A 13,403-nucleotide genomic window follows, 5' to 3' on the forward strand; every position below is an offset into this window, starting at 1 on the left:
GAAGTGAGTACCAGGAACCGTTGCGTTCGGGCGGCGCGCGGTGCGCCCCGCCCGGACTCGCGTCAGAACAGCGATTCGTCGACTTCCATCATCGTCTTCGAACCGGCGCGTGCCGCGCGGATCGTCGACGCCGTCTCGGGCAAGAGGCGCGCGAAGTAGAAGCGGGCAGTGGCGAGCTTCGACTTGTAGAACGGGTCGCCCGACGCTTCGTTGTCGAGGGCGAGGCGCGCCATGCGCGCCCAGAAGTACGAGAACACCAGGTGGCCGACGGTGCGCAGGTACGGCACGGCGGCAGCGCCGACTTCGTCCGGGTTCTGCATCGCCTTCATGCCGATTTCCATCGTCAGCTTCTGCACCTTGTCGCCGATGTCGGCGAGCGGGTTGATGAACTCGGCCATTTCCGGCTTCACGCCTTCGGCTTCCGCGAATTCCGTGACGAGCTTGCCGAACTTCTTCAGCTTCGCGCCCATGTCGCCGAGCACCTTGCGGCCCAGCAGGTCGAGCGACTGGATCGAGTTCGTGCCTTCGTAGATCATGTTGATCCGCGCGTCGCGCACGTACTGCTCCATGCCCCACTCGGAGATGAAGCCGTGGCCGCCGTAGATCTGCATCGCGTGGTTGGTCGACTCGAACGCGTTGTCGGTCAGGAACGCCTTGATGATCGGCGTGAGCAGCGCGACGAGATCGGCCGCTTCCTTGCGCACCGCTTCGTCAGCGTGCGACAGTTCCTTGTCGATCTGCAGCGCGGACCAGTACGTGAAGGCGCGCGCGCCTTCGGCGTAGGCCTTCTGCGTGAGCAGCATGCGGCGCACGTCCGGGTGCACGATGATCGGGTCGGCCGGCTTGTCCGGTGCCTTCGGGCCCGTCAGCGAGCGCATCTGCAGGCGCTCCTTCGCATACGTGAGCGAGTTCTGGTACGCGACTTCCGTGAGGCCGAGGCCCTGCATGCCAACGCCGAGACGCGCGGCGTTCACCATCACGAACATCGCGTTCAAGCCCTTGTTCGGCTCGCCGACCATCCAGCCCTTCGCGCCGTCGAGGTTCATCACGCACGTCGAGTTGCCGTGGATGCCCATCTTGTGCTCGATCGAGCCGCACTTGATGCCGTTGCGCTCGCCCGGCTCGCCTGCTGCGTCGGGGATGAACTTCGGCACGATGAACAGCGAGATCCCCTTCGTGCCCTGCGGCGCGTCCGGCAGGCGCGCGAGCACGAGGTGGATGATGTTCTTCGACATGTCGTGCTCGCCGCTCGAGATGAAGATCTTCGTGCCGCTGATCGAGTACGAGCCGTCGCCGTTGGGTTCGGCCTTGGTGCGCAGGATGCCGAGGTCGGTGCCGCAGTGCGGCTCGGTCAGGCACATCGTGCCCGTCCATTCGCCCGACACGAGCTTCGGCAGGTAGCGCTGCTGCAGTTCCGGCGCGCCGTGCGCGTGCAGGCACTCGTAGGCGCCGTGAGACAGGCCCGGATACATCGTCCATGCCTGGTTCGCCGAGTTCAGCATTTCGTAGAGCGCGTTGTTCACGAACGCGGGCAGGCCCTGGCCGCCGTAGTCCGGATCGCAGCCGAGTGCCGGCCAGCCGGCCTCGACGTACTGCTGGTACGCTTCCTTGAAGCCGGTCGGGGTCTTCACGACGCCGTCGCCTTCATACGTGCAGCCTTCGCGGTCGCCGACCTGGTTCAGCGGGAACAGTACCTCGGAGCAGAACTTGCCCGCTTCCTCGAGGACCTGGTTGATCGTGTCGGCGTCGAGGTCCGCATGCTTGGGCATTTGCTTGACTTCGGCTTCGACGTTCAGAAGCTCGTGCAACACGAATTGCATGTCGCGCAGCGGCGCGGCGTACTGTCCCATGACTCTCTCCAAAGGTGGGCAAACGGCTCGAGCTCCTGGCGGGCGGATCACGCGCCGCTAACGGCTCTCGCTCTGATACGAAACAATCGTCTTTTCCAGCGCGGCCCACGTGAGGCGCACGGCGTCCGGCGAATGCAGGAAGCGTGCGTCGTGATGCAGGCCGAGCGTGAAGCTGTACAACTCGAAGAGCATCAGGTCCGGATCGGTATCCGCACGCAGATGGCCTTCTTCCTTCGCCTGCGAAATGGCACGCAGCATCGCGGCACGCCAGGCCGTCACGCTCGCGATCAACTGCTCGCGCACGGGGCTGTCAGGCCGGTCGTCGTACTCGACGGCACCGCTGATGTAGATGCATCCGGTCGTCACCTCCTGGATGCGCTTCTCCGTCCAGCGGGCCAGCATCGCCCGAAGGCGCGGCAAGCCTCGCGGCTCGCGCAGGCTCGGAAAGAACACCTCGTTTTCGAAACGATGGTGATACTCGCGGACGACCTCGACCTGCAGGTCCTCGCGCGATCCGAAGTGCGCGAACACACCGCTCTTGCTCATCTGCATGCGCTCGGCCAGCAGGCCGATCGTCAGCCCCTCCAGCCCATCACGGCTGGCGAGGTCCAAAGCAGCTTCAAGTATCGCGGCACGCGTCTGTTCGCCTTTTCGCATAGCTATTTCTGTAACCGTTCGGGGGTTCGAATAAAATCGAACGGCCGTACTATTATTGAGTGCGACCGCTCGCGAAACAAGGAAATTATTAGAAACCGGTGTCTAACCGAGCCGCTATTTTGCGCGATTCCGGCGGGACCGGAGCGGCTTTTCCGCACGAACGTGCGGACAGATTTTTGAAGCGAACGCTTAGTCGCAGCGTTAGTCGTAACTGCCGACCGTCAGCGCCTTCATCACGAGGCGGTACGTGTTGTACGCGAGCCAGTTCAGCATACGCTCGATGCGCGGCCGTGCGGCGTACCGGGCGGCGTCGATCTCCCGGCCGTCGGCGAACGCGGCCGCGATCGCGTCGCGCAGTTCGTTCGTGATCGCATCGTAGCGCACCAGCACGACGTTCGCCTCATTGTTCAACATCAGGCTCAGCGCGTCCAGGTTCGACGAGCCGACCGTCGCCCAATTGTCGTCGATCACGGCCACCTTGCCGTGCAGCATCGTCTTGTCGTACTCGGCCACGCGCACGCCCGCGCGCAGCAGCGCGTGATAGAGGAACGGCACGGCCGTATCGAGCGCCGCGAATTCCTTGCGGCCGATCAGGATCCGCACGTCGACGCCGCGCCGCGCCGCGCCCGTCAGCGCACGGCGCAGCTTGCGCCCCGGCATGAAGTAGGGATTGGCGAGCAGGATCCGCTGGCGCGCCTGGCCGATCGCCGCGAGATACGCCTTCTCGATCGCGCGGCGGTTCACGACGTTGTCGCGTGCGACGAATGCGACGCTCGGCTCCGTCACGACCCGCAGCGCACCGGCCTTGACCCACCGGTGGCTGCGCATCCAGCGCCGGAACATATCGGGGAACGCTTCGCCGCCATGCAGCCCGGCCGCGTATTGCGCATACGGCTTGTGGCCGAACATGATCCGGTGCCACTGCAGTTCGAATGCGGCACGCACGTCGGACACCGCGGGCCCCGCCATCTCGACCGCGAAATCCCAGCGTGGAAACGGCAGCGTCGTGCCGCCCTGCGCATAGTCGTCGATGATGTTGATGCCGCCGCAGAACGCGGCCGCATGATCGATCACCGCGAGCTTGCGATGCGTACGCGAGAAGCCGAAGCGGCCGAACAGGAAACGGTTGTAGATGCAGTGCTCGACGCCGGCCTCGCCCCACGTGTCGAACAACGGCAAGCGTGCGGTGCCGATGCCGTCGGTGATCACGCGCACGCGCACGCCGCGTTGCGCCGCGCGGATCAGCGCGTCCGACACCGGCCGGCCGGCCGCGTCGTCGCAGAAGATGTAGGTTTCGAGCATCACCTGCTCGCGGGCGGCATCGATGCGCTCGACCAGTGCCCGGAAGAATGCGCCGCCGCCCTCGCACAGCCGCACGGTGTTGCCCGACGTGAACGCGAGCCGCGACGCGGAACCGCGCTCCTGCAGGAACATCTGCCGCAATTGCGCGAAGCGCTTGCGGGCTTCCGCCGTCATGCGGACGAGCCGTGCGGCGCGCGCGAGAGTGCCAAGCGCGCGGGCAGTTGCAGGATCGCCTCGGCGTTCGACGGCGAGAAGCAGCGCTCGGCCGCCTCGCGGAACGGCAGCCACGCATGGTCGACATGCTCGCGCGGCGATAGCGTCACATCCACACGATGCGGCACGCACAGGCCGAACCAATGCTCGGTGTTGCGCGTGACGCCCGGCGCGTAGCGGTGCAGGTATTGCGGATAGATCGTGTATTCGATCTTGTGGCGCCAGTCGACGAGCGCACTGGCCGGCACGGCCGGCGTGCCGATCGCAATGCCGGTTTCCTCGGCCACTTCGCGCGCGGCGGTGACCGCGAGCGGCTCGTCGAGCGCGTCCTTCGAGCCGGTCACCGATTGCCAGAAATCGGGCTGGTCGGCACGCTTGATCACGAGCACATCGAGGTCCGGCGTGTAGATCACGACAAGAACGGATTCGGGAATTTTCGGCGGCTTCGTCATCGTTGTTTCATGCAGCACGGGGCCGCGCGCCGGGCATTGGCTCCGAACGGGCGGCAAGTGCTGCGACTGTACCGCAAAAAACGAAAAAGGCGCATCGCTGCGCCTTTTTCATGTGCGCCGTGTGCGCGCGAACGCACACACGACCGGATACGAAGCGCGTTACGCCTTCGGCTGCTCCGGCTGACGCAGACGGATGTGCAGTTCGCGCAGCTGACGCTCGTCGACCGGGCTCGGCGCCTGCGTGAGCAGATCCTGCGCACGCTGCGTCTTCGGGAATGCGATCACGTCGCGGATCGAGTCGGCGCCGGCCATCATCGTGACGATGCGGTCGAGACCGAATGCGATACCGCCATGCGGCGGCGCGCCGTACTGCAGCGCGTCCAGCAGGAAGCCGAACTTCAGCTGCGCTTCTTCCGCACCGATCTTCAGCGCGCGGAACACCTTGCTCTGCACTTCCTCGCGATGGATACGCACCGAGCCGCCGCCGATTTCCCAGCCGTTCAGCACCATGTCGTAGGCCTTCGCGAGGCAACGACCCGGATCGGTCTCGAGGTACTCGAGGTGCTCGTCCTTCGGGCTCGTGAACGGGTGGTGCGCCGCAACGTAGCGCGCATCTTCGTCGTCGTATTCGAACATCGGGAAGTCGACGACCCACAGCGGCTTCCAGCCGGCCTGGACGAGGCCGTTCGCCTTGCCGAATTCCGAATGGCCGATCTTCAGGCGCAGCGCGCCGAGGCTGTCGTTGACGACCTTCGCGCGGTCGGCCGCGAAGAAGATGATGTCGCCGTCTTCTGCGCCGGTGCGCTCGAGGATCGCCGCGATCGATGCGTCGTGCAGGTTCTTGACGATCGGGCTCTGCAGGCCGTCGCGGCCCTTCGCCTTCTCGTTGACCTTGATCCAGGCGAGGCCCTTCGCGCCGTAGATGCGCACGAATTCGGTGTAGCCGTCGATGTCGCCACGCGACAGCTCGCTGCCCTTCGGCACGCGCAGTGCCGCGACACGGCCGTCCTTCGCGTTGGCCGGCGTGCTGAACACCTTGAAGTCGACATCCTTCATCGCGTCGGTCAGCTCGGTGAATTCGAGCTGCACGCGCAGGTCCGGCTTGTCCGAACCGAAACGCGCCATCGCTTCCGAGTACGGCATCACCGGGAAGGTTGCGTCGAGCTCGACGTCGATCGTCGTCTTGAAGATGTGACGGATCATGTCTTCGAACAGGTCACGGATTTCCTGCTCGCCGAGGAACGACGTTTCGCAGTCGATCTGCGTGAATTCCGGCTGACGATCGGCTCGGAGGTCTTCGTCGCGGAAGCACTTGGTGATCTGGTAGTAACGGTCGAAGTTCGCGACCATCAGCAGTTGCTTGAACAGCTGCGGCGACTGCGGCAGCGCGAAGAACTGGCCCGCGTTCACGCGCGACGGCACGAGGTAGTCGCGCGCGCCTTCCGGCGTGCTCTTCGTCAGCATCGGCGTTTCGATGTCGATGAAGCCCTGCTCGTCGAGGTACTTGCGCGCTTCGATCGCGACACGGTAGCGCAGGCGCAGGTTGTGCTGCATCTGCGGACGGCGCAGGTCGAGCACGCGGTGCGTGAGGCGCGTCGTTTCCGACAGGTTGTCGTCGTCGAGCTGGAACGGCGGCGTGACCGACGCGTTCAGCACGTTCAGTTCGTGGCACAGCACTTCGATCTTGCCGCTCTTCAGGCCGGCGTTGACCGTGCCTTCCGGACGGTTGCGCACGAGGCCCTTGATCTGCACGCAGAACTCGTTGCGCACGCCTTCGGCGGTCGCGAACATTTCCGCGCGATCCGGGTCGCACACCACCTGCACGAGGCCTTCACGATCGCGCAGGTCGATGAAGATCACACCGCCGTGATCGCGGCGGCGCTGCACCCAGCCGCACAGCGACACGGTTTGGCCCAGCAGGTGTTCGGTCACGAGACCGCAGTATTCAGTACGCATCGACATGATGTTTGCTTTCGTTCGGTTTGATCAACGGGCGCCGCAACGCGCGGCCCGGGCGATGATTCTTTACTTACAGCGGCGGCTCGACGGGGCGGCGTGCCGGCGCCGGAGCCGGCGCCGGGGGCGCCACCACGCCCATCGAGACGATGTACTTGAGCGCGGCATCGACCGACATGTCGAGTTCGATGACTTCGCTCTTCGGCAGCATCAGGAAGAAGCCCGACGTCGGGTTCGGCGTCGTCGGAATATAGACGCTCACGTATTCTTCCGTCAGATGATTGAGCACGTCGCCGCCCGGCGTGCCGGTCAGAAACGCGATCGTATACGAGCCGCGACGCGGGTATTCGATCAGCAGCGCCTTGCGGAACGCGTTGCCGCTGCTCGACAGCAGCGTGTCCGACACCTGCTTGACGCTCGTGTAGATCGGCCCGACGACCGGGATGTGACGCACCACGGCGTTCCACCACGTGACGAGCTTCTGGCCGATGAAATTCCGCGTGGCCAGCCCGACGACGAAGATGAACGCGAGCGTCAGCACCGCGCCGATCCCCGGCAGATGGAAGCCGAGCATCCGCTCGGGCTGCCACGATTCGGGCAACAGGAGCAGTGTCTGATCCATCGTGCCGATGATGAGGCCGAGCACCCACAGCGTGATCGCGAGCGGGACGAGAACCAGCAGGCCGGTCAGAAACACCGATTTCAGGGTCGTCTTTTTCATCATCTGCCGTCAATGAACCGCGCCGGCGGCGCGGGTTGGTCGCAGCCCGGCCGGGCCGCGACGGTCAACTGCTGGCGGCGGGCGCTGCGGCCGGGGCGGGCGCGGCGCTCGTCGTCGTACTTTCGGAACTGCTCGCTGCAGCAGGCGCGGCTTCCGCCGCTGCAGCCGGGGCTGCGTCGCCCGATGCCGTCGCCGGCGCGCTGGTGCCGCCCGAACCGCCGCGGAAATCGGTGACATACCAACCCGAACCCTTCAGCTGGAAGCCTGCGGCAGTGACCTGCTTGCGAAATGCATCCTTCCCGCATTCCGGACACTGCGACAGCGGCGCGTCGCTCATCTTCTGGAGCACGTCCTTCGCGAAACCACACGCTTCGCATCGATAGGCGTAGATCGGCATGATATTTTTCCCGCGGAAACTGGAAACGGCTTGCAAAACCTTGAATTATAGCCGAAACCCTGCCGCGCTCCGGCAATGGCCACGACACCCGCGCATCAGCGGCGGCGCCACGTAAGCCAGCGCTCGTGCCCTTCGAACACGGGCAGCGAATCGGTCACGGGCAAATCCTCGATCAGTTCGAAGTACGGCGTGAGCAGCGCATCGAGTTCGGCACGCTCGATTCCGAACGGCGGCCCCTTCGGTTTCGCCATCAGAAAGAAATAGCCGGCCAGCAATCCGCCCGAGGGCAGCAGCTCCGCCATGCGTGCCGCATAGCCGGCGCGCATGGCCGGCGGCAGCGCGCACAGGAACGCGCGCTCGTACACCCACTGCACGTCGAACGGCGGCCGGTACGCAAAGAAATCGGCCTGCTCGACGACTTCGGCATGCGCGCCGAGCTGCGCCTTCGCGGCAGCCACCGCCTGCGCGGCGAAATCGATCGCACGTACGGTCCAGCCGGCCTGCGCGAGCCACCCGGCTTCCTGCGCACTGCCACAGCCGGGAATCAGCACCGCGCACGGCTCGAGCCGATGCGCGAACACACTGAAACCATCGGGTACGCCACCGAATTCCCACGGCGTCACGCCACGCTCGAAACGCTCGTCCCAGAACGAAGCGTTGCCGGGATCGCGCGTCGAGAAATCGGCGGCTGCCGGTGTGACGGGTTGCTTCGGATCGGGCATCGCCCTGCTCCTTTCGGTCATGTGCCGTACGCGAGCGCGAGCAGCACGCGCGCGACGAGCGCGCCGACGCCGACGGCGAGGCCGAAGATCAGCAGCGCCTGCAGCAGCCGGTTCGTCCGCTTCTGCTCGACGAGGACCTGGCGCATCAGGTCCTCGCTCGCCGCGCGCGGCGCGTCATGGCGTGCGGCCATCGCGTGGTGGATCAGGCGCGGCAGTTGCGGCAGCGTCTTGCTCCACTGCGGCGCCTCGACCTTGAAGCGCTCGTACCAGCCGCGCAGGCCGATCTGCTCGGTCATCCAGCGCTCGAGGTACGGCTTCGCGGTCTTCCACAGGTCGAGCTCGGGGTCGAGCGAGCGGCCGAGCCCCTCGACGTTCAGCATCGTTTTCTGCAGCAGCACGAGCTGCGGCTGGATCTCTACGTTGAAGCGGCGCGACGTCGAGAACAGCCGCATCAGCACCTGGCCGAGCGAGATGTCCTTCAGTGCACGATCGAAATACGGCTCGCACACCGCGCGGATCGCGCTTTCGAGTTCCTCGACGCGCGTTTCGGGCGGCACCCAGCCCGATTCGAGGTGGAGCGTCGCGACGCGGTGATAGTCGCGCTTGAAGAACGCGAGGAAGTTCTGCGCGAGGTAGTTCTTGTCGAAATCGGACAGCGCACCGACGATCCCGAAATCGAGCGCGACATAGCGCCCGAACGTGTTCGGATCGAGGCTCACCTGGATGTTGCCCGGGTGCATGTCGGCATGGAAGAAGCCGTCGCGGAACACCTGCGTGAAGAAGATCTCGACGCCTTCGCGTGCGAGCTTCTTGATGTCGACGCCGGCCGAACGCAGCGTCTCGACCTGGCTGATCGGCACGCCAGTCATGCGCTCCATCACGAGCACCTGCGACGTCGAGAAATCCCAGAACATCTCCGGCACGAGCAGCAGGTCGAGGCCCGCGAAGTTGCGGCGCAGCTGGCTGCCGTTGGCGGCCTCGCGCATCAGGTCGAGCTCGTCGTGCAGGTACTTGTCGAATTCGGCGACGACCTCGCGTGGCTTCAGGCGCCGGCCGTCGGCCCACATGCGCTCGGTCCAGATCGCGATGTCGCGCATCAGCGCGAGGTCGGAGTCGATCACGGACAGCATGTTCGGGCGCAGCACCTTGACGGCGACGGCCTTGCCCGCGTGCTGGCCCTGCTTGAGCTTCGCGAAATGCACCTGCGCAATCGACGCGCTTGCGATCGGCTCGCGCTCGAATTCGTCGAACAGCTCGTCGACCGGCGCCCCGAGCGACTTCTCGATGATCCCGATCGCGACCGCCGAATCGAACGGCGGCACCTGGTCCTGCAGCTTCGCGAGTTCGTTCGCGAAATCGACCGACAGCAGGTCGCGGCGCGTCGACAGCACCTGGCCGAACTTCACGAAGATCGGGCCGAGGCTTTCGAGCGCGTGGCGCAGCCGCACGGCAGGCGGATCGGAATAACGGCGGCCGATTGTCGTGATCCGCAGCAGCAGCTTCACACGCCGGTCGTCGATCCGGGACAGCATCACCTCGTCGAGACCAAAGCGGATGACGGTGTAGACAATCTTGATGAAACGGAAAATGCGCATGCCCTGCGGCCCTCAGTGCGCGCCGCGCGGGCCGGAACCCGTGCGCGCGCCGATTTTTTGTTCGAGTCGCTCGACCCGCTTTTCGACCCGTGCGAGCGCATCGCGTGCACGCGCCAGCTCGGCATCGAAGCCGCCGAGCGACGCGCGCCGGACGACTTGCGGGTTCTCGTCGAGCCAGTATTCGGCGACGGAATCGAGCACGTTGCGGCCGGTGCGTCGCGCGCGTGCACCGGCGTCGCGTACGACCGTCGCGATCCGGTATGCCGCCGCGTCGCCGACCAGCTTCGCGAGATCTTCTTCAGGCTCCCAGCGCAGGTGCTCGGCCAGCTTCGCGATCTGCGTCGCGAACTCCGCGTCGCCCTCGATCTTCACGTGCTTCATCACAGCCGCCTGGCCGCCCTGCAGGAACGCGGCGAGCGTGTCGCCGGCGAGCGCGATCGACACGTCGACCTGTTGCGCATCGTGCGCGTCGACGGCCGACAGATAGCCGTCGGGCTGCACCAGCAGCGTGAGCGTAACGGGAGGCACGTCGATCCGGGCAGTCTTGCCCGCATAGGGAATCAGGCGATCGCGCGCCCACGATTCGCGGGCGAGCAGGTGATTGACGGCAGCAGCAAAAGGCTTGGCAGCAAAGGTCATCGGGCTGGGAAAGGAAAAACCCGCGCAGGCCGGGCGCCCACGCGGGTTTCTATTGTAACGTCGGATCGTCGGCAGGCCGTGCCTGACCGTACACCCGGGCGGCAAGCGGTCGCAGTGCGGCGGCCGTTGCCCGGGTGTCCGGCGGCGTGGGCCGCCGGTCACGCTCAGTGCGTGTTGATCTGCTGGATGCCCGCGAGCAGCCAGCCCTGACTGCCCGACTTCGACAGGTTCCACACCTCGTCGAACGGCGCGGCCGACGCATTCGCCGATTCGCGGATCAGGCCGTGGAAACGCACGCTCGCCGACTGCTCGATGCCACGATCCTCGATCGCGACCAGTTCCGCGTCGAGCTGCACGACGTCGGTCTGGTTCGACTCGTTGCCGCGCGAATCGAGGTCGATCTTGATCTCGGCGAACATTTCGGGCGTCGTGAACTCGCGGATGTCGGCCAGGTTGCCCTGGTCCCACGCAGCCTGCAGGCGCACGAAATAGACCTTCGAGCTGCGCAGGAACGCTTCGGTGTCGAAGCCGGCCGGCACCTGGAGCGGTGCTGCCGCGGCAGCTGCTGCCGTGCCGGCGGCCGCAGCACCGCCGCCGAACACGCCCTGCGCTTCGTTCGCGTAGCTGCTGCCGCTACCCGCATAGTTGCTGCCGGTGCTGCCCTGCTGGAACGACGGGCTTTGCGAGTAACCGCCCGACGACGACGCCGAGCCGCCGACCGAGTAGGCCGGCTCCTGCGGACGACGGCGGTTCATGAACTTGCGGATCAGCCAGATGCCGACCATCGCGAGCAGCGCGATCACGATGACGTTCGCCATCATGCTTGCGAACGCGCCGCCCAGGCCGAAGTGCGACAGCAGCGCTGCGATGCCGAGACCGGCCGCAAGGCCGGCGATCGGCCCGAGCCAGCGCGAACGGTTGGGCTGCGCAGCCGGCGCGGGCGCGGCCGGGTTCGCACGCTGTGCCTGCGACGGCGCGGCCTGCTGCATCGGCTGCTGCGCGGGCGGCGTGGCCTGGCGCTGCGTGACGGTGGAATTCTGGCGGCCGATGCTGCGCCCGCCGCCCATGCGCTTGGCTTCGGCGTCGAGCGATGCGAACGTGCCGGCCGTGAGCAGGCCGACCATCAGCAGCGTGCCGACCCGTCGAGCCCACGGCTTCGACGGCTTGCTACGGTTGAACAACGAACGCGATTCGAACATCAGTTTCTCCGGATGTAAGACAAATGTATGGAAAGAGCCCCTTAATACTTGGCTCCCATGTGTAAAGCTACCACGCCACCTGACAAATTGTAATATTTGACGGCATCGAGGCCCGCTTGTTCCATCATTGTCTTCAGGGTGTCCTGGTCGGGGTGCATCCGGATAGATTCAGCAAGATACCGATAACTTTCAGCATCTTTCGCGAACTTGTCGCCAAGCCACGGTAATACTTTGAAAGAATACAGATCGTACGCTTTTTTCAGCGGATCCCAGACTTTCGAGAATTCCAGCACCATCACGCGGCCGCCGGGCTTCGTCACGCGGCGCATCTCGGCCAGCGCGGCATCCTTGTGCGTCATGTTGCGCAGCCCGAACGCGACCGTGACCACATCGAAGTAGTTGTCCGGAAAGGGAATTTTCTCCGCGTCGCACAGCAGCGACGGCGTCACGATGCCCTTGTCGAGCAGCCGGTCGCGGCCGACGCGCAGCATCGATTCGTTGATGTCCGTGTGCCAGACCTCGCCCGTCGGCCCGGCCGCCTTCGCGAACGACCGGGTCAGGTCGCCGGTGCCGGCCGCCAGGTCGAGCACCTTGAAGCCGGGGCGCACGTTCGCCTGCGCGATCGTGAACGCCTTCCACGCGCGGTGCATGCCCGCCGACATCAGGTCGTTCATCAGATCGTAGTTGCTCGCGACCGAATGGAACACACCCGCCACTTTCTTCGCTTTTTCGTTTTCCTCGACGCTTTCGAAGCCGAAGTGGGTTTTGCTCATCGCGTTGATCCTCAGTAAATGGCAAGACGGCGCCGAGCGGGCGCCGTCGAATTTCAGTGGCAGTGGCCGTGCGACGCGCTCGCCGCCGGCATCGGGGCGTCGCGCTCGACGCCTGCCGCCTTCAATTTGTCGAAATAGTCGCGCCACAGCGCGTCCTGCTGCGTGGCCAGCTCGTACAGCAGGTCCCACGAGTAGATGCCGGTCGAATGGCCGTCGGAAAACGTCGGCTGCAGCGCGTAGTTGCCGACGCCCTCGAGCGCGGTGATCGTCACTTCGCGCTTGCCCGTCTGCAACGTCTCCTGGCCGGGCCCGTGGCCGCGCACCTCGGCCGACGGCGAATACACGCGCATCAGCTCGAACGGAATCCGGAAACTGTCGCCGTTGGGGTACTGCAATTCGAGCACGCGCGACACCGCGTGCACGACGACGCCGGACGGAATCGGCGTCGTGGAAGTCAAACCGCTCATGGCTGCCTCGAATCGGTCATGCGTTGAATTTCCTCGCGCACCGCATTGTGCAGCAGCGAGGCCTGCGCGGCACGCGTGCGCAGCAGCGCCTCGGACACGCTGCGCTGGCGCGGCGCCCAGACGGGCTGCGGGAAATGGGCGTCGTTGGAGAAGCGCGGGATCACGTGCCAGTGCACGTGCGGCACCATGTTGCCGAGGCTCGCGAGATTCACCTTGTTCGGTTGCATCACGCGGCGCACGGCCCGCTCGACTGCGTAAACCACGCGCATCAGGTGGGCCCGCTCGGGCTCGCCGAGATCGGAGAACTCGGCCACGTGCGCGCCCCATATCACCCGGCAGAAGCCCGGGTAGTCGTGCTCGCCCGTCGCGAGGACGACACGCAGCGCTTCGTCCTGCCAGAGCAGCTCGCCGCCGTCTTCACGGCAAAACACGCATTCCATCGTCGCTCCCATGTGGACAG

Annotated in this window: 14 protein-coding genes; all 14 read right to left on the reverse strand. The window is 65.6% G+C overall.

What is annotated here, in order from left to right; all coding sequences use genetic code 11:
• Positions 1-62: 62 nt before the first annotated feature.
• Positions 63-1,850, reverse strand: a complete 1,788-nt coding sequence (locus B7G54_RS30300; protein WP_085042370.1) for an acyl-CoA dehydrogenase C-terminal domain-containing protein — start codon at positions 1,848-1,850, stop codon at positions 63-65.
• Positions 1,851-1,907: 57 nt separating this feature from the next.
• On the reverse strand, positions 1,908-2,507 hold the full coding sequence (locus B7G54_RS30305; RefSeq protein ID WP_006751498.1) for a TetR/AcrR family transcriptional regulator: 600 nt from the start codon (positions 2,505-2,507) through the stop codon (positions 1,908-1,910).
• Positions 2,508-2,708: 201 nt separating this feature from the next.
• A complete protein-coding gene (gene clsB / locus B7G54_RS30310; protein WP_085042371.1) occupies positions 2,709-3,983 on the reverse strand; it encodes a cardiolipin synthase ClsB in 1,275 nt (424 codons plus the stop codon).
• On the reverse strand, positions 3,980-4,474 hold the full coding sequence (nudB, locus tag B7G54_RS30315; protein WP_085042372.1) for a dihydroneopterin triphosphate diphosphatase: 495 nt from the start codon (positions 4,472-4,474) through the stop codon (positions 3,980-3,982). Before nudB ends, clsB begins: the two co-directional genes overlap by 4 nt.
• A 159-nt stretch (positions 4,475-4,633) precedes the next feature.
• Positions 4,634-6,436, reverse strand: coding sequence for an aspartate--tRNA ligase (gene aspS, locus B7G54_RS30320; protein ID WP_085042373.1), 1,803 nt, complete (start codon positions 6,434-6,436; stop codon positions 4,634-4,636).
• 67 nt (positions 6,437-6,503) lie between these two features.
• Positions 6,504-7,154, reverse strand: coding sequence for a DUF502 domain-containing protein (locus B7G54_RS30325; protein WP_011353157.1), 651 nt, complete (start codon positions 7,152-7,154; stop codon positions 6,504-6,506).
• Positions 7,155-7,215: 61 nt separating this feature from the next.
• Positions 7,216-7,548, reverse strand: a complete 333-nt coding sequence (locus tag B7G54_RS30330; RefSeq protein ID WP_085042374.1) for an FmdB family zinc ribbon protein — start codon at positions 7,546-7,548, stop codon at positions 7,216-7,218.
• 95 nt (positions 7,549-7,643) lie between these two features.
• Positions 7,644-8,270 carry a methyltransferase domain-containing protein gene (locus B7G54_RS30335; protein WP_085042375.1) on the reverse strand — a complete coding sequence of 209 codons (627 nt, stop codon included), beginning with the start codon at positions 8,268-8,270 and terminating at the stop codon, positions 7,644-7,646.
• 17 nt (positions 8,271-8,287) lie between these two features.
• Positions 8,288-9,865 carry a ubiquinone biosynthesis regulatory protein kinase UbiB gene (gene ubiB / locus B7G54_RS30340; RefSeq protein ID WP_085042376.1) on the reverse strand — a complete coding sequence of 526 codons (1,578 nt, stop codon included), beginning with the start codon at positions 9,863-9,865 and terminating at the stop codon, positions 8,288-8,290.
• 12 nt (positions 9,866-9,877) lie between these two features.
• A complete protein-coding gene (locus B7G54_RS30345; protein ID WP_027785401.1) occupies positions 9,878-10,504 on the reverse strand; it encodes a ubiquinone biosynthesis accessory factor UbiJ in 627 nt (208 codons plus the stop codon).
• A 164-nt stretch (positions 10,505-10,668) separates the two neighbouring features.
• Positions 10,669-11,703 (reverse strand): Tim44 domain-containing protein, encoded by a 1,035-nt coding sequence (locus B7G54_RS30350; RefSeq protein ID WP_085042377.1) that lies wholly within the window; start codon positions 11,701-11,703, stop codon positions 10,669-10,671.
• A gap of 41 nt (positions 11,704-11,744) precedes the next feature.
• On the reverse strand, positions 11,745-12,476 hold the full coding sequence (ubiE, locus tag B7G54_RS30355) for a bifunctional demethylmenaquinone methyltransferase/2-methoxy-6-polyprenyl-1,4-benzoquinol methylase UbiE (protein ID WP_039360112.1): 732 nt from the start codon (positions 12,474-12,476) through the stop codon (positions 11,745-11,747).
• Between the two features lie 53 nt (positions 12,477-12,529).
• Positions 12,530-12,943, reverse strand: a complete 414-nt coding sequence (locus B7G54_RS30360; RefSeq protein WP_085042378.1) for a gamma-butyrobetaine hydroxylase family protein — start codon at positions 12,941-12,943, stop codon at positions 12,530-12,532.
• Positions 12,940-13,383, reverse strand: coding sequence for an HIT family protein (locus B7G54_RS30365; RefSeq protein WP_085042379.1), 444 nt, complete (start codon positions 13,381-13,383; stop codon positions 12,940-12,942). The genes B7G54_RS30360 and B7G54_RS30365 overlap by 4 nt, the downstream gene beginning before the upstream one ends.
• Positions 13,384-13,403: the final 20 nt, after the last annotated feature.

This window comes from Burkholderia puraquae (assembly GCF_002099195.1).
Classification (GTDB): Bacteria; Pseudomonadota; Gammaproteobacteria; order Burkholderiales; family Burkholderiaceae; genus Burkholderia; species Burkholderia puraquae.